This window comes from Streptomyces sp. R-74717, assembly GCF_047305335.1.
In the GTDB taxonomy this organism is placed as follows: domain Bacteria; phylum Actinomycetota; class Actinomycetes; order Streptomycetales; family Streptomycetaceae; genus Streptomyces; species Streptomyces atratus.
Window position 1 is genome coordinate 155,757 of the sequence record NZ_CP102361.1, and the last position, 19,710, is coordinate 175,466.

At 68.9% G+C, this 19,710-nt stretch carries 18 protein-coding genes and 4 pseudogenes; 7 read left to right on the top strand and 15 right to left on the bottom strand.

The genetic code is table 11. The annotated features are described in order from the left end of the window. Positions 1–227 precede the first annotated feature (227 nt). Positions 228–524, bottom strand: a complete 297-nt coding sequence (locus NRF20_RS00830) for a transposase (RefSeq protein ID WP_398634601.1) — start codon at positions 522–524, stop codon at positions 228–230. Then, entirely contained in the window at positions 521–1,795 is a 1,275-nt protein-coding gene (locus NRF20_RS00835) for a sulfite oxidase (RefSeq protein WP_398634599.1), read from the bottom strand. The genes NRF20_RS00830 and NRF20_RS00835 overlap by 4 nt, the downstream gene beginning before the upstream one ends. 814 nt (positions 1,796–2,609) lie before the next feature. On the opposite strand from NRF20_RS00835, the gene NRF20_RS00840 reads away from it, so the two are divergent. After that, on the top strand, positions 2,610–3,281 hold the full coding sequence (locus NRF20_RS00840) for a DUF4232 domain-containing protein (RefSeq protein WP_413751776.1): 672 nt from the start codon (positions 2,610–2,612) through the stop codon (positions 3,279–3,281). A gap of 157 nt (positions 3,282–3,438) precedes the next feature. Here NRF20_RS00840 and NRF20_RS00845 read toward each other — a convergent pair whose 3' ends face one another. The 3 genes and pseudogenes from NRF20_RS00845 to NRF20_RS00855 all read right to left on the bottom strand — a co-directional run bounded on the left by NRF20_RS00845 (position 3,439) and on the right by NRF20_RS00855 (position 5,474). Beyond that, positions 3,439–4,263 (bottom strand): glutamate racemase, encoded by an 825-nt coding sequence (locus tag NRF20_RS00845; RefSeq protein WP_398633641.1) that lies wholly within the window; start codon positions 4,261–4,263, stop codon positions 3,439–3,441. A 180-nt stretch (positions 4,264–4,443) separates the two neighbouring features. Further along, a pseudogene (locus NRF20_RS00850) lies at positions 4,444–4,644 on the bottom strand (IS5/IS1182 family transposase); the annotation flags it as partial. Between the two features lie 149 nt (positions 4,645–4,793). Further along, a complete protein-coding gene (locus NRF20_RS00855; protein WP_398633640.1) occupies positions 4,794–5,474 on the bottom strand; it encodes a TetR/AcrR family transcriptional regulator in 681 nt (226 codons plus the stop codon). A 152-nt stretch (positions 5,475–5,626) separates the two neighbouring features. Between NRF20_RS00855 and NRF20_RS00860 the strand changes: the two genes are divergently transcribed. Continuing rightward, complete coding sequence (locus NRF20_RS00860; protein ID WP_398633639.1) at positions 5,627–6,553, top strand: NADP-dependent oxidoreductase; 927 nt, start codon at positions 5,627–5,629, stop codon at positions 6,551–6,553. Positions 6,554–7,046: 493 nt separating this feature from the next. Continuing rightward, positions 7,047–7,571 carry a DUF6262 family protein gene (locus NRF20_RS00865; protein ID WP_398633637.1) on the top strand — a complete coding sequence of 175 codons (525 nt, stop codon included), beginning with the start codon at positions 7,047–7,049 and terminating at the stop codon, positions 7,569–7,571. Between the two features lie 381 nt (positions 7,572–7,952). Here the strand turns inward: NRF20_RS00865 and NRF20_RS00870 are convergent, their stop codons facing one another. From NRF20_RS00870 to NRF20_RS00890, 5 genes are all read right to left on the bottom strand, one after another. Continuing rightward, complete coding sequence (locus NRF20_RS00870) at positions 7,953–9,296, bottom strand: endonuclease domain-containing protein (protein ID WP_413751777.1); 1,344 nt, start codon at positions 9,294–9,296, stop codon at positions 7,953–7,955. 156 nt (positions 9,297–9,452) lie between these two features. Beyond that, positions 9,453–9,692, bottom strand: a complete 240-nt coding sequence (locus NRF20_RS00875) for a hypothetical protein (protein WP_398633635.1) — start codon at positions 9,690–9,692, stop codon at positions 9,453–9,455. A 2-nt stretch (positions 9,693–9,694) separates the two neighbouring features. Next, entirely contained in the window at positions 9,695–10,003 is a 309-nt protein-coding gene (locus NRF20_RS00880; RefSeq protein ID WP_413751778.1) for a hypothetical protein, read from the bottom strand. 343 nt (positions 10,004–10,346) lie between these two features. Next, a complete protein-coding gene (locus NRF20_RS00885; RefSeq protein WP_413751779.1) occupies positions 10,347–10,604 on the bottom strand; it encodes a hypothetical protein in 258 nt (85 codons plus the stop codon). A gap of 132 nt (positions 10,605–10,736) precedes the next feature. Then, positions 10,737–11,486 carry a replication-relaxation family protein gene (locus tag NRF20_RS00890; RefSeq protein ID WP_398633632.1) on the bottom strand — a complete coding sequence of 250 codons (750 nt, stop codon included), beginning with the start codon at positions 11,484–11,486 and terminating at the stop codon, positions 10,737–10,739. Positions 11,487–11,538: 52 nt separating this feature from the next. On the opposite strand from NRF20_RS00890, the pseudogene NRF20_RS00895 reads away from it, so the two are divergent. From NRF20_RS00895 to NRF20_RS00910, 4 genes and pseudogenes are all read left to right on the top strand, one after another. After that, positions 11,539–11,991: pseudogene (locus NRF20_RS00895) on the top strand (transposase); the annotation flags it as partial. Positions 11,992–12,218: 227 nt separating this feature from the next. After that, the gene (locus tag NRF20_RS00900; protein ID WP_398633631.1) at positions 12,219–13,925 is read left to right on the top strand and encodes a sensor histidine kinase; all 1,707 of its coding nucleotides are present in this window, start codon (positions 12,219–12,221) and stop codon (positions 13,923–13,925) included. Positions 13,926–13,999: 74 nt separating this feature from the next. Beyond that, positions 14,000–14,653, top strand: coding sequence for a response regulator (locus NRF20_RS00905; RefSeq protein ID WP_398633630.1), 654 nt, complete (start codon positions 14,000–14,002; stop codon positions 14,651–14,653). 195 nt (positions 14,654–14,848) lie between these two features. Then, positions 14,849–15,058, top strand: a pseudogene (locus tag NRF20_RS00910) (transposase); the annotation flags it as partial. Here NRF20_RS00910 and NRF20_RS00915 read toward each other — a convergent pair. From NRF20_RS00915 to NRF20_RS00935, 5 genes and pseudogenes are all read right to left on the bottom strand, one after another. After that, a pseudogene (locus NRF20_RS00915) lies at positions 15,044–15,730 on the bottom strand (UvrD-helicase domain-containing protein); the annotation flags it as partial. The pseudogenes NRF20_RS00910 and NRF20_RS00915 overlap by 15 nt on opposite strands. 65 nt (positions 15,731–15,795) lie before the next feature. Continuing rightward, a complete protein-coding gene (locus tag NRF20_RS00920; protein WP_398633629.1) occupies positions 15,796–16,038 on the bottom strand; it encodes a hypothetical protein in 243 nt (80 codons plus the stop codon). 710 nt (positions 16,039–16,748) lie between these two features. Then, positions 16,749–17,030, bottom strand: a complete 282-nt coding sequence (locus NRF20_RS00925) for a muconolactone Delta-isomerase family protein (RefSeq protein WP_398633628.1) — start codon at positions 17,028–17,030, stop codon at positions 16,749–16,751. Between the two features lie 128 nt (positions 17,031–17,158). After that, positions 17,159–18,601 (bottom strand): MFS transporter, encoded by a 1,443-nt coding sequence (locus NRF20_RS00930; RefSeq protein WP_398633627.1) that lies wholly within the window; start codon positions 18,599–18,601, stop codon positions 17,159–17,161. A gap of 35 nt (positions 18,602–18,636) precedes the next feature. Beyond that, the gene (locus tag NRF20_RS00935) at positions 18,637–19,545 is read right to left on the bottom strand and encodes an alpha/beta hydrolase (RefSeq protein WP_398633626.1); all 909 of its coding nucleotides are present in this window, start codon (positions 19,543–19,545) and stop codon (positions 18,637–18,639) included. Positions 19,546–19,710: the final 165 nt, after the last annotated feature.

Here is a 19,710-nt window from a genome sequence, read left to right on the forward strand (position 1 = left end):
GCGGCGAGTGGGCTCGCGCGCACCGGCCGGCAGACGGACACGACTGTGATGGGACCGCTTGGGTCAAGCTTCTATGAGGTCACGATCTCCGGCCGGTACACGCATTGGCACCGCTCGGAAGGCCGACGATTCAGAGTAAGGACAGCCGAAGCGTCAATCGGGGATCGGGGCAGACCCTCGAGCGGTGCCGCCTCATCCTCACAGTCGGGGATCTTGGGTGGTCGGGTTCAGCTACCGAGGATTCGCCAGGACTTCGGCCGGGGGATCTGGTTCTGATCCAGGAAGGCCTGGAAGGCGGTCGGCGGTCTCGGTGGAGAGGCTTCCGCGGTCACTGATCGGCCGCTGAGGCGTTCGATGTTCACAGCGATGGCCGTGAGTACGTGCTGCAGGTGGGTTTTCGACCGTCCTCGGTAGCGGCAGTGGCGCATGCCGTGTCCGTGGGCGAACTCGTTGATGGTGCCCTCCGCTCCGGAGCGGAGCGCGTAGCGGGCCTTCCACTCAGGTGTCTGCTGCTCGGTGGTCAGATCACGGTCACCGGGTGACGCACCACTGCGTCGAACAGAAAGCCCTGCGTGTTGGCTACGGCGGTGTCCGGCTGGGTGTGGCCGGCCGTGTCGGTGGCGCGGGCCAGGAGGTGAGTGTCGCCGACTGTGTCGGGCTTCCAGGTCAGGGACCAGCGGGTCCAGGTGCTGGCACGGGGCCGGTCGTGGAGGCGGGCGGGCCGCCAGCTCGCCCCGCCGTCGGTGCTGACATCGACCCGCGCGATGGCCCCCGCGCCCGACCAAGACCGGCCGTGCAGCACCTGCCCCTCCCCCACCGTGAACCTCGCCCCGCTCCCAAGCTCGAAGGCGCTCCTGACCACCTGCCGGGTCAGCGGCGCGCTGCCCTCCTCCGGGTATGCGGGGCCGAACAGACGGTAGAAGATGGTGTTCCAGGGCGAGTAGAGCGGCTGCGTGGACACCTCGATGTCGCCGACCCACTTGATCGACGCGATCCCCACCCACCCCGGCACCAGCACCCGCACCGGATACCCGTGGTCGTACGGAAGCGGCTCGCCGTTCATCTCGTACGCCAACAGCACATCGTCCAGCGCCCTGGCCAGCGGCAGCGGACGGCGTACCCGCCCGAGGTTCTCGCCGCCGCTGAAGAACTCGGCGTCCAGACCGCGCGGCTGCACATCCACGGCGTACGAGGACAGCCCGGCCTTGCGCAGGACGTCGGCCAGGCGCACCCCGCGCCAGCGCGCGACGCCGATTGCCCCCAGCGTCCACGAGGTGCCGGTGACCGTCTCGCCCTGCTGCGTCGTGAAGTAGCTGCGGCCGTTTCCGGCGCACTCGACGAACGCTGTACGGGTCACGGCGGGCAGGGCGCGCAGATCGTCGTACCCGAACTCCACCGGCCTGTCCTCGCGGGGCGCGCCACGCAGCCCGCTGCCCCACAGCCTCAGCCGCCAGTCGGCGGCGTCCAGGACAGGGGTGGCGGTGTGGTTGCGCACGAAAAACATTTCGTTGGGGGTGTGGTGGCCGGTTCCGCGCAGCGCCTCCCAGCGGGTCTCGGCGTTGGTGTCGCGCCGGATGAACCACTCGGGCGGCAGCGGCTTGACAATCGTGGGATCGGCGGCGTGGGCGAGGTACGGCGGGGGGAGCGCGGCCCCGGCGGCGGTCGCGGCGAGCAGGGTCAGCAGCCGGCGGCGGGTGACCCCGTCCGCCCTGGCGTCCCCGGAGAGCCACTGGCTCAGCCTGCGGCGGTCGTACGCGGATTCGTCGTGGCGGGCGGCGGAGACGGGTGAAGGCATGAGATTTCCTCGTCGTTGAGACAGCAGACAGACATGGGGGAGGACAGTGCGAGCCGGCGCACTGGGCGGCGCGCCGGGAAGGCGGCCGAGGTCCACAGCGCAGCGGCGCGTCAGAGGCTCCAGCGGCGGCATGGCGGGATGCAAGCACGCGGCGCGAGAAGGCGTCAACGGGGCGATCTCGCCACTCGGTTGGTCCCTTTTGCGGCAGACCGCGGCCGGAGGGGGTTGGTGTATCCGCGGTGCGCTTGTCGTAGATCAGTGTCGGTATGCCGTGCCTCGCGCACTCTTCCGCAGCGCCCAAAAGATCCGCCTGCCTGGTCGGACCGGCCCCGTCGACCATCACCAGGCCCGGGCTCCGGCTGCCCGCCGATGTGCGCGGGGCCAGGACCGCCCCGTGCAGGACGGTGCCATCGCCAGCCGCCGCGTGGTGCCGCACGACCGGTGCTGGTCGTCGGCTCCGGCGGGGCGGCCGGCTCGGTCTCCTTCTTGCGGCGGCACCGGCTGCGACGGTCGAACACGCCGTTCATGGTCCAGCGCCAGTAGTCCTCGGCTTCCTCGAGGAGCAGGACCCGCTGTCCGCTGTGTGCCCGGGCCGCCGCGATCCCGCCGACCAGGTGGTAGAGGTTCTCCGAGCGCTCAGGCTCTGGTGGTGCGGAGCTCGGGCCAGGCAAGTGACCGTACGGTGACGCCTGGGCGGACCGTGAGGTCAATACGCCTGTGACAGAACGAAGACGTCGCGGAGGACCGCCTGTAACTCGGTGCGAGATACAAATACTTCCGACCACATGCACCGCGCTACTCCTGGGGGAACACCGTGAAGTACACCCGCATCACTGCTCTCGCCGCCATCGGCGTCGCCGCCACCCTCTCGCTCACCGCCTGTGGCAGCGACGGCTCCGGGAAGGACTCGTCCTCCAAGAGCTCCTCGTCCTCGTCTTCTTCGTCCTCGGACGGTGGCTCGAAGTCGGAGGGCGGCTCGGGCTCCGGCGGCTCGGAGGCCAGCAACGCAAAGTCGGGCTCCGGCGAGGACATCGAGGCCCGCGCCGACGCCGGGAACGGCGCGATGAAGACCGGTGGCAAGGTCAAGTTCTGCAAGACGGAGGACCTGGCCATCGACGCCAGGGACGCCGCGCCCGACGAGGACTCCGGCAGGATCGACATCACCATGATCAACCGGGGTTCGACCACCTGCTCGGCGACGGGCTTCGCGGGCGTCGACATCAAGGACGCCGACAACACCTCGAACCCCATCGAGCGCGGCCACGCCCAGCCGCGCGTCACCACCCTGAAGCCCGGCGACGCCGCTGTCTTCAACCTCGCCTACGACATCGACAAGACCGGCGAGAGCCTCGCGCACCCGACCAATATCCTGGTGACGCCCCCGAACGAGACCCACACCGTGAGCCTGAAGTGGCCCGCGGGCGCGGGGGAGATCAAGGGCGCCTACACCGACGTTGAGGTCTACCCCACGCACACGACCAAGTAAGAGGTCGCGCAGATAGGTGCGGTGGGGAGCCCTGTCGCAAGATAGGCACAGGCCCTGGGCGATCACGTAGTTGCCACGCTCTGTGATCACCCGGGGTCTGCCTCGAGCGGAGTGGCTGAACGCCTGGCCGAGAAGGTGCAGAGGGTCCGGGGCTTACTCAGATCGCCGGTGCAGCCATCGGGGAGCGAGTTGCGGCGGAGATGAGAATTTCGCGGGGTACCCGCCCTGCTGCGGCAAGGGCGCGGCCCACTGGGTGGGCGTGGGCGCCTGCCGGGAGGTTTCCGCGGCGACCGCTGAGTACTACGTCGATGGAGCCCATGGTGCTGTGCGATTCCCTGGTTCGGTCCAATCGCCGCAGTGTTTGGCGAGCGACCGCCTCCGCGCTGTCGTACAGGGTGGTTCCGGCGGGCAGGCTCTGCAGAATCTCTGGCGCCACCAGGGGATAGTGCGTGCATCCCAGCACCACGGAGTCGCAATTTTTGGGGGTTCGCTCGGCCGCGTCGGCGATCGCTTCCGCTGCTGCGGCCCTGTCGCCGTGGTCGATCGCCTCGGCCAGACCGGGGCATGCGACACGCGCGACAGGCATGCCGTTCGCGTAGTCCGCGATCAGGCGATCCTGGTAGTCACTCGACGTGGTCCGGACGGTTGCCCACACGGCGATGCCTTGGCCGGTTGCCGCGGCCGATTTCACGGCGGGCACGGTTCCGATCACGGGCACGCGCGGTTCGAACCTCTCGCGCAGAGCGTCGATCGCGGTGACGGTGGCGGTGTTGCAGGGGACCACGATGGCCTCCGCGCCCCGCTGGACGGCCAATTGAGCGGCGGTGAACAGACGGTCCGTGACGAAGGAGGCCGTTCTCGATCCCCAGGGGGCGCCGTCGGGGTCCAGAAGCAGAAGCAGATCGAGTTCCGGGGCGAGGTGCCGAAGCCAGCCTGTGGTGGAAAGGAGGCCAAGTCCTGAGTCGATCAATGCCACCGTCATGGGGTCAAGTTACCAGCCAGGTCTTGCCGCCTGGCTGGACTGGTACGGCCCATGGACCACTGCGAAGCTCCCCGAATGAGTAGGCGCGGGCACGGTGGCCGGTGAAGGCTCCGTTTTAAGCCCGCTCCCGCCGAGCGCTTCTCGCGCACGCGGCTTGGAGCTGGCGCGGATGATGGTCCGTCACGGGCGGCGGCGGGGACGGTCCTCCCAGCGGTGAGTGGTCCACGCTCGGCGGCTCAGGCTGCGCACGGTGATGATGGTGTCGGCGAGGTCGAAGAAGGCATTGATGACGGTGGCTCGGCGTTCGTAGCAGCGGGCGAGTCGGTGGAAGGCGTTCTGCCAGGCGTGGGTCCGTTCGACGTGCCACCTCTGGCTTCGTTGATTTCTAGGAACAGCGTTTGTCGACGGTCTTCGGAGGCGGTTGGCGATCATGAGGCTCCGAAATGTCGAGCAGAAATGACGGCAGTGCGGTGGTGGGGTCTGAGGAACATCCACGTCAGGGGCGCGTGCCCCCGGGCGGACGCCGGCGGTCACCCCGTTCGATGCGGTGGCTTGTAGAGGTCGTCAAGGCGGAGTGGCGCGGGCTGGGGCAGGGGTGTGCCGTCCGTCGGCAGGCAGGACTGGAGGAAGTAGGCGAGCAGGCGGCGGGATGCGGCCATGGAGGCCGCCGGGGACTCTCGCACGACGCCGTTGTTGGCCAGGAGCAGGAGGGTAACGTCGCTGGGGTCGAAGTCCTTGCGCAGCTGTCCGGTGTCCTTCGCACGCTGTACTAGCTGGGCGAGGCATGCCTCGGCGCGGGCACGCTCACGATGGACGTCGGGCGCGTCGGGAAATTGGGAGAGGAACGCGGCGCTGAACCCGCGGTCCTGGGCCTGCATCGTGCACACCTTGGTGAGGACGTTGCGAAGTCCGTGCCAGGGATCGTCGTCCTGAAGGGCCTCGTCGAGGGCTGCGACGCACTGGCTGAGTTGTTCGGAGAACGCAGCGGCGATCAGCGAGCCGCGTGTCGGGAAGTGCCGGTAGAGGGTGGCCGCACCCACGCCCGCTCTGCGGGCGATTGCGCTGGAAGATACGTCGGTGCCGTTGAGGGCGTACGCCTCGCGGGCGGCCTGGAGGAGCCGGGCGCGGTTGTGCCGGGCGTCGGCTCTCTGGCCCCGGGGCGGGGGGCCGGAGGCGGAGGGGGGCGGGTTCCGAGACAGTTGGGCAGGCATGTCTCCCACTTAATCACAAACGGAAGAGGCCGACCGTTTAGCGGGTTAGCGTGACCTGGTGCCGCGGTGCCCCGCGGTCAGCTCTCTGCCGCAGAGGTGAGCGGCTGCGAGTTCTCCTGCTGAACGACGTGCCATGTGTACGGAGGTTGTCCGTGTTTGCTGTGCAGTACCACCGCTATGGCGGTTCCGAGGTCCTTTGCGTAGAGGAGGTCGAAGAGCCGCACGCCGGGCCCGGTCAGGTCCGCATCGCGGTGCGTGCCACCGGCGTCACCCCTGCTGACTGGTACCTGCGCTCAGGGATGCTGCGGGACATCGCCACCGTGGACTTCCCCCATATACCCGGCATGGATGCCGCGGGAATCGTCGACGAGGTGGGAGAGGGGGTGACCGGCACCGCCGTGGGAGATGCGGTCTTCGGCCTCGTCCCCTTCGTGGATCAGGGAGGCGCCGCGGCCCAGTACGCCGTGCTGGAGGCGTGGGCGTCCAAGCCTCAGTCATGGTCTTTCGAGGAAGCGGGTGGCGCCGCGGGCAATATCGACACAGCCACACGTGTACTGGACGCACTGGAAGCCGCCGAAGGCATGACCTTGTTGATCGATGGTGCCGCCGGAGGCGTCGGCACCATCGCCGCGCAACTCGCCCAGGCCCGCGGCCTCGCCGTGATCGGCACCGCGAGCAAAGGCAATCACTGCTTCCTCGACCAGCTCGGCGTCGTACCGGTCACCTACGGGGCGGGGCTGGCCGATCGCCTTGCTCCACTGGCTCCGCTCGGTGTCGATGTGGTTCTGGACGCGGCTGGTAAGGGCTCTCTTGCCGAACTGGTGGCCATCGCCGGCGACCCGCACCGCGTGGTGACCATCGCAGACTTCGACGCCAGCCGGCACGGAGTGCGGTTCTCCCGCTCCGAAGCTGGAGAGTCGCCGGGCTGGGCAGGACTACCGCTGGCGGCCGACCTCGCCGACCACGGCCGCCTGACCGTCCCGCTGCACGCCGTGTTCCCGCTGAAGGAGGCCGCCACAGCTCATGACGTCAGCGCCTCCGGCCACGCGCGCGGCAAGATCGTAATCACCGTGCCCTGACACGGCGGACGACTCGGCCCGCAACCAGTGGCCCGCAGCAGGGCGGCCACGGCTACGGTGGCCTTCGCCAGCGCGACCTGGGCCGGACCGCACGCTGGCGCTGGCGTCAACTTCCTCAACCGGGCTGCGTTCTTGGCCGAGAACGGCAAGATCAGCGCTCGCAAGAGGCTCAACACCATCCGCTGTGTCCGACAAGTTCTGAGTCGTCTCCGGGGCCTTGGCCTAACAGGACCGGGCCAGGCCCTGCCGGGCTGCCCCCTGACTTCACGATCTTCCCGGAGGACGTCCCAGACGAACCCGAGGACACCGAGGCCGGCAAAGACCTAGTCCGCCGCCTCATCACCCGGGTCAAAGCGGACCTCGACGACCTGAGCACGGAGGAGCGCACACAGATCGAACAGGCCATCTCCGTAGTCCGCAAGACCCGGACCGTGATGCTCGGGATGCCACGAGTCGGCCAGCCCCTGCCCGACGTCCGGTCCAGGAGGTCGGCATGACCGACGCCATGAACGACGGACGCCGATCCGACTCCGAACGGCGGCGCCGTCGCGTGGTCAACGCCATCAGGAACGCGGCCAAGGACGGCTCCCCAATCAGCGCGTCTGGCGTCGTCCGACAGGCCGGAGTGGACCGCGCCTTCCTCTATCGCCACCGAGACCTCCTGGCCTTGGTCCACGCCGCCGAGATCGAGCCGGCCACGCAGGATCCGGCTGGGGCTTCCCCGGTGAGCCCGGCATCCCTCCAAGCCGACCTGGTCAACGCACACGCCCGCAATACGCGACTCGTCGCGCAGGTCCAGCGGCTGGAGAAGCGGCTCTCCGAGGCATTGGGCGAGCAGACCTGGCGCGAGTCGGGCCTCGGAACGCCCCTCGACCTCGACGAACTCCAACGGACCATCACGCGGTTGGAGCAGAAGGTCGTCGATCTCTCCGCGACTCTGGAGGAACGCGAGGGCGATCTGGAAGCCTCCCGGGCCGCCAACCGCGACTTGACCAGGGCCCTCAACCAGCGCGGATGACCCACGGCCTTGCTCAGGATCCGCGTCCTCAGCTGGTCACACCGCCGTGTATTTCCCTCTCTTCGAGAGGAAAATACACCCCGCTCGCCTGGCTCCGACAACTCACCCGAACCAGCGATAGCACCACACCTGTTGCACTCGGTAATGTCAGTTCCATCGGCGCTGAGCTGCACGAAGTCCCCATGACTCGCCTCACGCCGCACCCGCTACCCCAGAGAAGTGCCGATCATCCCAATGGTGTTGGCCTTCCACCCGAGCCGGCGGGCGGCTTTGCGCATCGCGGCAACTCTGCTGCGCATTTCGCTGGGGCGTGCGGGGTGAGCGTGTCGGGGGCCAGCAGTTGCGAGGTGACGTTGGGGTGTCAGGTCTCCCGGTGCTCGCTCAAAACAGTGCTAGGCCCTCGCCGCTGGTGTCCGCGATGACTGGCCGGGACTGGGCAGGGAGGCCGTCCAAGCGGTCAGGACCGGCCGCGGCGGCCACGGCAGGGGCCGTCTCGGCCAACCAGACACGAAACCGCTCGGCGGCTTCGCGGTAGGGGACTCGCGCCAGGACCCGGTGCTCGCCGGAGGGGCAGAAGTCGACGGCGACAGTGAGCAGGCAGGAACGGGGCGCCTTCTGACTGCCCGTCCAGGACACGCGCAGGACACCGCAGGGCTTGCGCCCGCGGGGGGCGCGGTGGGTCGGGCGCAGCGATCGGCAGGCTATGTGGGCGGTCCATGCGGCGAGGTGCGGCAGGGGCAGGGTGGTGCGTGCGCGGCAGCCGGGGCAGCGGTGCCAGTGGCGGAGCCAGTCGTCGGTGTCGGTGTGGAAGAGGCGTGTGTAGCGGTTCGCCACGCGGATGTCGTTGCTGTACAGGTGGTCGGGGCGTTCCTGTGTGTTGCAGGACTGGCAGACGGGGGCGCGGACGTAGCCGTGTTCGTGGCAGTGGTCGAGGACGGCGGCGGGCGCAGTGCGGCAGACGGCGCACGCCCACCCAGCCACCCTGCGGGAGGTACCGGGCTTCCTGCTGAGCACCGAGTACAGCTGGCCTTCCAGCTCTTTGTTGTACGGGCGCAGTGAGGCGGTGGGGCCCTCGGGGCTCGTCGTCTGCCGACCGTCGGCGTCTCGGGCCTGGCGGGGGTGGGAGGGCGGCTCGGTGACGGCTGCGCTTGCCTGGCGGGTCCGCGCGGCTTGCACCCACTGCGTTTCGGTGTGCTCGGCCGCGTCGAGCAGCCTGACCACAGCGCGCGGCAGCCACCACGTCCGCTGCGTCCCGTCGCGGGTCTGCTCCACGAGTAGCTGTCGCCAGTCGATCCCCGCCAGATGGTACGGCCGGGCGTCTTCACGTCGTGCTGCCCGCTCGGGGCCGCCCCGCTCCTGCAGTTCCCCCGTGATGCGCCGGCGCCAACGCAGCGGCGTTTCCTCGTTGCACTCCTGCCTCGGCGCCCCACGAAACGGACCGATGCGGACGAGGTCTTGCCGATCCATCCCAACCGCGTTCAGTTCCGCGGCCGCCCGGCGCACGTCAGCCTCCGGAACACTCAACTGACCGCCGCTCGCCCTCACCGTCGCCACCGCATGGCCGCCGAGCAGGACGTACCCCACCCGGGCATGGGCAGGAGAGCAGGTGAATGCCCCAGAAGCCGTCGGCACAGCACTGTCGGCCGTCAAATCGACCCACAGAGCGTCCGCGGCACCCAGGGTGATCAGGCCGTCCGTGCGACCGGGCATGACACGCTCTGACATACCGACAGGCTAACGGCCTGCAACGCGGCAACGGGTCTCCAAGCGCCTCGGTCAGCCGGGCCGCCGCCCACGCCGCATCCGCCGCCGCGCAACCCCTTATTCCTGAGCATCTGGTTCGTCAGCACCTCCCGTGCCCGCAGCCTCACCACCAGAGCGTCAAGAATCGGGCAAGTCACCCTCGCACATCAGCGGTCCCCGAGCCCAGACGAATTGAGCAACAGAGTCCGCGGCGCGGATCAGCTCCACCCCGCCCAGGCCGACGGCCTCTTCATCGTCGAGGTTCACCTGGTACGAGCCGCCGTATCCGCCGGCGCCCTCCGGGCAGCTGCGGCGCAGCAGCGGGACCAGGGCGTCGGCCATGGCGATGCAGCGGGGGTCCTTCGCGTACGAGGCCATCGTCAGCTCCTTCTTGGGCCGGTGAGGTGCGGCCACAACAGCTTGAGGTCACGGGCGACCCGCTCCGCCAGGGCGACGGGGTCGTTCGCACTCCGCTGGTGCGCCGTACCGAGGGTGTCGTCGGCTTTCGTTCTGGAGGTGCCCCTGCTCGGGACGGATCCGGAGGTGACGCGGGCGGTGAAGGTCGCCGGGGCCGACGGGCGGGGCAGGAAGAGCAGCGGGTGGTGCGGGGTGAAGTCGAAGTGGCCCAGACCGGCTGCGGGCTCTTCGTCGAAGAGCTGCGGTTCGGTCCACAGCCCGACGGTGGCCACGAGCCAGGTGTGCGGGCGGTCCGGGTCGTCGCACAGCCCACAGGTCGAACGTGCCGGCCAGGAGGTTCTCCTCCCACTTCCAGATCTTCGCCCGCGGGTCGAGTGCGTCGGCCCCGTCTTGGCTCAGCGGCATCAGGGCGCGCTCGAACGGGGTGATCAGGTCGGCGTAGGCGTCGCGCATGGCGCTGCTGGCCGTGTGGTCGACGGTCCGTTCCCGGTCGGGGGCGATCTCCCATGGCAGTTGGTCGGGCAGCTGCTCGGCCAGGTACTGACGCAGCCGGTCCACGACTGCCGGGAGGCCGTTGTCACCGCGCCGGGTGTGCTCGGCCCGGGGCACGCGGACCTACCAGGCGTAGTACGGGATGTCGTCCTCGGAAGAGTCGTCGTCGCAGCAGTCCTCGTACACGCAGCCCAGTGAGGCCGCGAGTTCCGTCATCGGCTGCCGGGTGCGCTCCGCCAGGTCCGGCGTCCGGCCGGATGACTCGAACGATGAGACGACGTGCGTTTCGGGGGCGTCGACGTTGATCCGCCACACCATCCACTCGAAGTCCTCTCGGCCGCCCCGCGGCTCGACGCTGTAGCCCCGGCTGTACCCGGCCATTGCGCTCCCCTGCCTCTGTTCTCCGAAGGGCCAGTACATCAAGACCCGTGGGGTCGCCGGGGAACGTTCGCCGGCACCCGCCCCGGACGAGCGACGCATTGTCGGGGGACCGGGATCTGTGCGCGGAGCCGGTCAGGGCGTATCGCCGGAGTAGTAGAAGCGGCAGCTCACACCAGGGCCCGCCGTGCGCGGTTCGCCGGGGCGCGGGTCGTACAGGGCGCGGCCGCAGCGGCTGGCGCTCCTTGCGGCCGAACCGCCAGAGCGCGGGCCCGGCCGGTCCGTGCTCGCGCAGCAGCTCCAGCGTGGTCGCCACGATCGGGATGCGGCCGTCGTAGGAGTGGAAGCTGCCTTCACGGTGCCATTGGCCTTGCCAGTGGGTGCGGGTGAGGTCGGCGACCTTCGCCATCTGATTCTTGGCGGAGCGCTTGCCGACCTGGTGGAAGACGAGCAGGACCGGCGGTGCACACGCTCGTGTCCCTCCCACTCGAGTGCGGACCAGCGGATGCGCCCCATCGGCTTCTCGATGCCGTCGGTGTCCTTCTCCTTCCGCTTGAAGAACCGGGCGTACTTGTCGAACTTCGCGGCGATGAGGACGGCGTCCTCGGTGCAGTTGTCGGCCTCGATGAACAGCAGCGGCACACCATCGTCCGGGGCGATCACGACGATGTCGGCGCGGGCGCTGCCGATCGCGGGGTTCTTCCAGGTTCCCTTCACCGGGAGCGCGACCTCGGTGGCGTAGGAGGTGATGGTGCCGATCCCCTTGGGAGCGTCGACGGCAGCCTGCGCGGCGGCGACCGCTTCGGCCGGCTCCCCCGCGACCAGGTCCAGGTCGGGCACCGTCATCGGGTGGGAGGCGCCCGAGCGGCCCGCGCTCTTGGGCATGCCGCCCATCTCCTCCGGCTCGCGGTCCAGGTCGATCGCGGCGACAGCCGGGTTGTCCGCAGCGCTCGCGCCCTGGCGCAAGTCCAGAGCGGTGCACGACCCCGGCAAGATCCTGCCGGTCATCGCACTCGGCGTCGCTCCGGGCGGCGACTGCCGCCTGCTGCGGGCCGAGCCCGCCGTCTTCGGACCGATCGCGTCCGATCAGACCGTCTCCCGTTCCCTCGACACGCTCGCCGCGGCCGGTCCCCGCGCGCTCGCGGCCATCCAACGCGCGCGAAACGAAGTCCGCGAGCGGGCCTGGCGCTTGGCGGGCCAGGCGGCCCCGAACGCGGGCGGCGAGGTGATCGTGGACATCGACGGGGTCCTGGTCCTCGCGCACTCGCAGAAGGAACACGCGGCCGCGACCTGGCGGAAGGCCTTCGGCCATCACCCGCTGTTCGCGTTCGTCGACCACGGCCGGGCAGGGTCCGGCGAGCCCGTCGGCGCTCTGCTGCGGCCGGGGTCTTGTGAGTGGCCCACGGATGCCGGGCCGCCGCGCCAGGTTGGACTTTCGTCGTTGGCCGTCGCGACCAATGGCCGACTCGGAGCGGGTTGAGAAGGTCTTAACGTAGCCGGGTGACTCGTGTGGAATCTACGGCCCTTAAAGCATCGGCTCGCCAGGCACTGGCGGCGAGGCTGCGTTCGGCGACCCCGCGGCTGGCTGCCCCGGGCAGGGCTTTCTTGGCTCCCGGAATGTGGTCTCCCTGGCGCATCGTGGGCGAATCGCTGCTGAGCGTAGCGTTCGGGCTGCTGGGAGCAGGTCTCGCGGCCCTGGACCACGGCGGCACCATACGGATCGCTGCCGCCGGGCTGGCGATCGCAGCGCTGTCACTTTTGCGCCGGACGCTGCCCGCGACCGTGCTGCTGGTGACCGCCGTCGGCTCTGTCCTGTTCGGCGGTCTCGCTCCGTTGGTCCTTGTCGCCGCATGGTCGGCGGGGCGGCGGATCGACGGGGTCGGCAAGGCCGTCGGCACCTTCGCCCTCGCATACGTCCTCAGCCTCGGCCTGGCAGTCGTGCAGGCGCTGCCTCACCTCTCACTGCCCCGCTTGGTCTTCGACGTCCTGTGGCCGCTGGTCGCGATCATCGCGCCCGGCCTGGCCGGCCGCTACCGGTCGCAGCACCATACGCTGACCGACACCCTCCGGGAGTACGACGCCCAGCAGCAACGCGAGCGCGCGATGATCGCCGGACAGGCCCGGGCGCGGGAGCGTCAGCGCATTGCGCAGGACATGCACGACAGCCTCGGCCATCAGCTGGTGCTCATCTCGGTGCACGCGGGCGCGCTGGAGGTGGACCGCGAGCTGACCGGACGGCAGCGGGAGGCAGTGGGGGTGCTGCGCGAGGCGTCGGTGGCCGCGATGCACGAGCTGCGCGAGGTGGTACAGGTGATGCGCGACAGCACGGAGGCCCCACACGAGGACCGCACCACCCCAGGCGTCGCGGCTGCGGCGGCGGAGGACACCACGGCGCTGTCGCGCGGGGTGGCGGGCATCGAGGGCCTGGTAGGAACGTCCCGGAGCGCGGGCGCGGCCGTGGAGCTGCGGCACTCCGGCGAGCCGTGCCCGCTCCCCCCGACCGCCGATCACGCGGCGTACCGCATCGTCCAGGAGGGCCTGACCAACGCCCACAAGCACGCCCCGGGCGCCCCGATCACCGTCGAGTTGCGGTATGAGCCGGACTCGCTGGTCGTGGAGGTCGCCAACGGACCCGCAACCGGGACGGCGGACAACGGCCGGGGCGTGGTGAGCGGCGGCCAGGGGCTGACCGGGCTCGGTGAGCGGACCCGGCTCATCGGGGGCATGGCGCACGCGGGCCCGACGGCGGACGGCGGCTTCCGGCTGGCGGGCGTGCTGCCGTACACATCGCCGGAAGGCGGTGTCCCGAGCCCCGCGCCCGGCAACGTGGCGACGACGTTCGTTGATCCAACAGGCGCCTTTTGGCAGCAGACCCCGGGGGACTCCTTGGACGAGGGTGGTCCTGTCATGAACGGGAACGGTCTGAAGGAGCTGGCGAAGGCAATGAGCAGGAAGAACGGAAGCGGCATAGCCATCGGCTGCGGGATGGCGGTACTGATCCCTCTGCTGCTGGTGATCGCCGCCGTCGGCGTCGGGGGATACGTCCTCCTGGGCAAGGCGGAAAAGGCCAGGATCGAGCCGAAGCAGTACGACGCGGTGAAGGTGGGCCAGTCCGAGGCAGAGATCCGCAAGCAGTTGCCCAAGGAGAACCGCTTCCTGACCGACGGCCTGGAAATGGGTGCGCCGCCCGTGCCCAAGGGCGCGAAGTGCCTCAGCCTGACTTCCACGGAGTCGAGCAACAATCCGGACATGGAGCCGGTCTTCCGGTTCTGCTTCAAGGACGGCAAGTTGACCGAGAAGAAGTCCTTCGAGGTGAGGAACTGAGGAGTGTCGGGCGCTCGATCAGGGATGATGGCGAGTGACCGCAGGTAGACACTCAAGGACCGCGCAGGGGATTCATGATCAGGGTTCTCGTCACGGATGACGAGCCGCTCATCCGGGCAGGCGTCAGGATGATTCTCTCCTCCGCCGACGACATCGAAGTCGTCGCCGAGGCGGAGAACGGCCGTGAGGCGGTCGAACTGGCCCAGACCCGCCGCGTGGACGTCGTGCTGCTCGACATCCAGATGCCGGTCATGGACGGACTGACGGCCCTGGCCGAGCTGCACCGGACCGTGCCTGACACGCGGGTGCTGATCCTGACAACCTTCGGGGAACAGCAGAACGTACTGCGCGCCCTGACCGGGGGCAGCGTGGGCTTTCTACTCAAGGACTCGGCGCCCGCGGAACTCATGCGCGCGGTCCGGGCTGCCGCGGCCGGAGACGCGTACCTGTCGCCGGGTGCCACCCGCCGTGTCGTGGACTCGTTGGCGTCCAGCCAGAGCGCTCACCGTGCCGAGCAGGCCCGCCGCCGGCTGGACGCGCTGACCAACCGCGAGCTGGAGGTCCTGGCGCTGCTGGGTGAGGGCCTGTCCAACGCGGACGCCGGTCAGCGGATCCATATGAGCGAGGCCACGGTCAAATCGTACGTGAGCCGGATCCTGACCAAGCTGGACTGCCAGAACCGAGTGCAGGCCGCACTGCTGGCACGAGACGCCGACCTGGGAACCTGACCACACCACTCGATGACGTTGATGCAGAGCCCGCTGCGGGTGGATCTCAACGGACAGGTTCGAGCCTCATTTAGCTCGCGCTTTCATGAACCTGCTCGTCCATGCCTTGATCAAATAAGTGGAGAGTGCTTCTGACCTGCAACGATGGGACTTGTCTAGGGTCCTGTCGGCTGCACGGAAAGAAGCACTCCCCAGGTGAGCAAGCGTATCGGGCTGTATCCGCGTGTCCGCGTCGAGGGCGGTGGCGGCGGAGTGGTCTCGCAGGCCGGGGCGGTACTGCTGGTCGAGACGGTCCGTAAGTCCGGCCTGGACACCGCGATATCGGCGGCAATGGCGCCGTGGCGCAAGCCCCGGGCCGTGCACGACCCGGGCAAGGTCTTGCTGGATGTGGTCGTCGGCCGCGCGAGCGAGTGCTCGCAGGGATTCGCCACCCCCGGTCAGGGCTACGCGGCTTCCCGTCTCGAGCAGCTGCATGACTTCGCGCATGGCGCCGACGTTGGTGCGACACAGGATGGCATCGGGATGTTGGACCGGTCCGAGGCCGGTGGGGATCATGTCGGTGCCTGCGAGGCGCAGGGGCGCATCGGCGATGGTGAGCCAGCGGTTGGCTTCGGCGGCGAGTCTGGGGCCGAAGCGGAAGGACCTGGTGAGGGTGAGGGCCGTGCCGCGGAAGGCGGTCATGACGTCGCGGGCGCCGCGCCACTGGTAGATGGCTTGGGCTGAGTCTCCGACCATGACGAGTTGGGCGTGGTCCCGCTGGGCGTTGAAGATCTGCTCGACCACGGGGTTGGTGTCCTGGGCTTCATCGAGGAGGAGGAAGTCCGAGAGGATCTTCGGTTTGGTCAGTGACCAGATTTTGAGGTAGTGGTCGTGGTCGAAGCGGACGGCGCCGGCATCGGGGTTCTGGAGGTCGGCCCATGCCTTGCGGGCGAAGGGCACGACCACTGAGGCCAGTTCGCTGTGGCAGTCGGCGTCTTCGAGGCTGCGCAGTCTGGGGACGTGGTGGGCGGCGAGGGCTGGGTCTACGGAGTGGCAGAAGCGGGTGATGATGCGCAGGGTCGCGTAGGAGAGAACGCGGGGCCTCCACCACTCGCCGAGGTCGCGCTTCCGGTCGCAGCTCTGGTCGCACTCCTGGTCGCGTCTCACGTCGCGCTTCCGGTCGCGCCTCTGGTCGCATCGGGAGCCGCCGACGAGGACGGTGCGGTTTCACCGATGACCGCCTCGAAGATGATCAGGGCCAGGGTTTCCCGGACGGCTTCCTCGGGACTGGGTGGTGCGCTGTCGGTGCCGGCTTCCAAGACCCATTGGGTCACCTCGCCGGCGACGAAGCGGCGTTCCTGGTCCTCGATGGTGCCGTCGGACAGCGGCCCGCAGGCCGCGTCCACGATCCGGCGGGTCCAGTCGGTCGGGTCGCCGGCTGCGGCCTGCAGTTCCGCTTGGTCCAGGCCGAGTTCCTGCAGGGCCTGGGCATTGCCGGTGCGGTAGGCGTAGGCCGCGGCTGCCGCGCGGCCCGCCGTGCGGGAGGACTGAGCGGTGGTGCGCTGTGCTCCACCGGCACGGCCACCTCCGCCGCCGGCTCCGGCGCCGCCCGCTCCACCGCCAAGGCCGTCTGCGTGCCTGCCGAAGGGCCTGAACAGGCCGAGGGCATGCAGCAGTTGGTCCGGGCTGAGGTGTTGCGGGGGCGCACCGGGGCCGGAGGCGGCCAGGGCGTCGAGCTACTGCGTGACGTTCTGCTGCAGTTACTTGCTGGCCGGTGTGCCGTTTCCGGCGTAGGAGCCTTTTGTGCCCATCAGGGACGGCTTCCTGCGCCCAGGGCCATCTCCAGGGCGCGCTTGATCCGGTCCGGGTCGGCCGGGGCATGGGTCTTCCAGTACTCCAGCACGCTGCGGAATGCGGGATTGCTTACAGGGACGATCAGGATGGTGGCCGGTTCCAGTTCACCGGCCGGGATGGACTGCAGGAGCCGGGCAGCCCGGACAGTTGTGGTCGGGTAGGCATGGCAGTGCGGATAAGGCCGCGCACGGCTGCGGTCTGTTCGGCCGGACGGTCCCGGCCTGCCCGACCGAGGTACTCGACCAGGCTCAGGGCGCCATCCTCACCGTTCCACTGTGAGGGGGTGGGTGGCCAGCGGGGTCACCTGGATATCCGCGTGAGGCCGGATAGGCAGGGAGGACAACACCTTCTCCAGCGCATCCGCGTCGGCGGCCGACCAGATGCCGACATTGCCGCGCTGACCGGGCAGCCGCCAGATGTGCTTGAGTACGCCTGTGGCCATGAGTTCATGCGCGTGTGCGTGCTCGCGCTTGATGACCTCATCGCGTTCTTCGGCCGGCAGCTCGTAGACGCGGGAACCGTCGAGGTGGATCATGAAATCCATGGAAGTCCTCCTTGAATGAGTTGTTCGATATGCCGTACGGCCGGATGGCGCCGAGCAGGGGCTCGTGGGCTCCCTGTGGGAATGGAAAGCGACGGCGATGGGCTGTGTGATCCCAGCTGTCTCGTCCGTCATTGTGGCTGCGGTCCATCGGGATGAGCGGAGACTGCGTTGGCCTCAGCGTTTCTCGGCGCGGGCCCCGATGAGTCCACGTGCTGATGGCCGGCGGGCAGGAAGCGGGCCACGCCCAGCGTCGTGGCCACCAGGACCGCGGCCCCGATGATCAGGCTGATGCGCATGCCCGTCATGAAGTGGGCCGAGTCGGCGATCAGTGCGCCCAGTAGGGCTACGCCGATGGCTCCGCCGAACTGGCGGGCCGCGCTGAGGACTCCGGAGGCCAGGCCCGCCCGCTCGTGCGGGACCGACTCCAGCATCGCCGTCGTCAGGGGCGGGATCGCCAGGCCTCCGCCGATGCCCAGCGGGACAAGCAACACCAGGAGCAGGGGAGTTGGGGTGTCCTGGGAGACGAAAAGCAACCCCAGGATGCCCAAGGTCTGGATGATCTGGCCGAGGATCAGCGGGAAGCGCGGTCCGTGGCGGTTGGTGAGTTTGCCGGCCAGGAGGTTGACCAGGGTGGTGAAGGCCGTCATCGGGATGAACATCAGGCCTGCCATCAGGGCCGAGGCGCCGCGGTGTTCCTGGAAGAAGATCGTGAAGACGAAAACCAGGCCGTAGTAGCCCAGGTTCAGGGCCAGGCCCGCGCTGGTGCACACGGCCACCGCGGGGTTGCGGAACATTGTCAGCGGCACCGCCGGATTGCTCTGGCGGGACTCGGCCACCAGGAACACGGCTGCGGCGATGACCGCGACCGCGAAGCCGGCGACGGTGGCCGAGTTCGTCCAGCCGTTGGAGCCTCCGTTGATCACTGCGAAGACCAGAGCCGCCAAGGCCAGGACGGCCGTCACCTGGCCTGCCGGGTCCATCGGAGCCCGCCCGAGCGGGGATCGGGGGGCGCGGAGCATGCCGATGAGGGCAACGATGCCGACGGGGATGTTGATGAAGAAGATCCAGCGCCAGCCAAGCCCAGTCGTCAGTGCTCCGCCGACGACCGGACCCGCAGCGACCGCCGCGCCGCCGCCCGCCGTCCACCACGCGATCCCGCGGGCGCGCAGGGACGGGTCGTCGTAGGCCTGGCGGACCAGAGCGAGCGAAGCCGGCATCATCACCGCCGCCCCCGCCCCCTGGATCGCCCGCGCGACGATGAGCACCTCGAGGCTGGGCGCGAGCCCGCACAGCGCGGACATCAGGGTGAAGACGGACAGGCCGATCGTGAAAGCGCGGCTCGCGCCGATCCGGTCCGAGATCGCGCCCGCCGACAACAACAGCGCCGCGAAGAGCAGGGTGTACGCCGTCACCACCCACTGCAGCGCCGAGACCTGACCGTCCCACTGCGCACCGATACTCGGCAGCGCAACGTTCACCACCGTCGTGTCCAACGTGATCACGAAAAACGCCAGACAGGCCACGAGAACGGTGGCATTGGGGCTCAACCTCGGCCGGACATCAGCCGCCATTGCCCCGGAGGAAGAACCAGCGGCAGGTCGCCTGCTCACAGTGTCCTTCCGAAGTGGGCCCCAACCGAGTCCAGTGCCGGCACCACTGTCGATTCCTGGTCGTAGAAATCAAACTGGGTACCCGTCGTCCATTGCAGTTCCTTGGGTGCCGTCAGCGCGTCATGGAAGCGACGGGCGCCGTCCGGAACGGCGGCGTCCGGACTGTGCAGCATGAAAGTGGGTGCCGTGCATTGGGGGGCGACCGCGATGGGGTCGAAGGTCAGCCACTGCGGCCAGCTCATGACGGCGAACCGGTTGCGCCACTGCGGGACAGCCCCTCGACCGGCGTTCAGGTAGTAGTCGAACGGCCCGTACATCGCGGCCTGCGCCTCGGTGTCGCTGGCTGCGGGGATGTAGTCGACCTCGCCTGTCGACTCGTACTTCTCCCGGGCTGCCTCGCCCTGAGTCATCCGCTCACGAATGCCTTCCGGGCCACCGTAGATGTCCAGGACCAAGGTTCGGTCGTGCAGCCACGGAGCCACCATGGCAACGGAACGGATCTCTGGGTTCCGTGAGGCGGCGACCGCGACATACCCGGAGCCGGCGCAGATGCCGAGCGCGCCGATCCGGGACGAGTCCACATCCGGCCGGGATTTGAGGTAGTCGACGGCGCTGACGATGTCCGCGATCTTGCGCTCCGGCGATTCGAAGTTCTGCGGATCACCCTTGGATGCCCCGTATCCGCGGAAATCGAAAGCGAGCGCGGTCAGGCCTCGCTGAGCAAGTCCGGCGGCGTAGCGGCCCGCCATCTGTTCCTTGACAGTGGTCCACGAGCCGACCACGACCACTGCGGGAGAAGCATCCCCCGCCGGCTGCGACGCAGGTCGGTAAAGGTCGCCGACCAGTTCGACCCCTTCACTGGGGAGTGCCACCCCCTCGACACGCACATCACCGTTGGGGTACATGAGTCTCCCTTCCAGGTCCTGCCAGCGCTCGCTGCGCTCCGCGATGCATGGTAACCAAAGGATTTGACCAGCTGTCAAGTATTGAGTCATTTTTTCTTGATCAAAAATGACAGTCTTGTTGACATTCCGTCCGTCTCGGAGTCACTCTCGATCGATCACCGACCA

Bases quoted from the DNA above. Each gene is read 5' to 3' on its own strand.
- NRF20_RS00835 (WP_398634599.1), bottom strand. From the start codon at position 1,795: ATGCCTTCACCCGTCTCCGCCGCCCGCCACGACGAATCCGCGTACGAC.
- NRF20_RS00845 (WP_398633641.1), bottom strand. From the start codon at position 4,263: ATGACGGTGGCATTGATCGACTCAGGACTTGGCCTCCTTTCCACCACA.
- NRF20_RS00855 (WP_398633640.1), bottom strand. From the start codon at position 5,474: ATGCCTGCCCAACTGTCTCGGAACCCGCCCCCCTCCGCCTCCGGCCCC.
- NRF20_RS00865 (WP_398633637.1), top strand. From the start codon at position 7,047: ATGACCGACGCCATGAACGACGGACGCCGATCCGACTCCGAACGGCGG.
- NRF20_RS00870 (WP_413751777.1), bottom strand. From the start codon at position 9,296: ATGTCAGAGCGTGTCATGCCCGGTCGCACGGACGGCCTGATCACCCTG.
- NRF20_RS00875 (WP_398633635.1), bottom strand. From the start codon at position 9,692: ATGGCCTCGTACGCGAAGGACCCCCGCTGCATCGCCATGGCCGACGCC.
- NRF20_RS00885 (WP_413751779.1), bottom strand. From the start codon at position 10,604: ATGGCCGGGTACAGCCGGGGCTACAGCGTCGAGCCGCGGGGCGGCCGA.
- NRF20_RS00890 (WP_398633632.1), bottom strand. From the start codon at position 11,486: ATGCCCAAGAGCGCGGGCCGCTCGGGCGCCTCCCACCCGATGACGGTG.
- NRF20_RS00900 (WP_398633631.1), top strand. From the start codon at position 12,219: ATGTGGTCTCCCTGGCGCATCGTGGGCGAATCGCTGCTGAGCGTAGCG.
- NRF20_RS00905 (WP_398633630.1), top strand. From the start codon at position 14,000: ATGATCAGGGTTCTCGTCACGGATGACGAGCCGCTCATCCGGGCAGGC.
- NRF20_RS00925 (WP_398633628.1), bottom strand. From the start codon at position 17,030: ATGGATTTCATGATCCACCTCGACGGTTCCCGCGTCTACGAGCTGCCG.
- NRF20_RS00930 (WP_398633627.1), bottom strand. From the start codon at position 18,601: ATGGCGGCTGATGTCCGGCCGAGGTTGAGCCCCAATGCCACCGTTCTC.
- NRF20_RS00935 (WP_398633626.1), bottom strand. From the start codon at position 19,545: ATGTACCCCAACGGTGATGTGCGTGTCGAGGGGGTGGCACTCCCCAGT.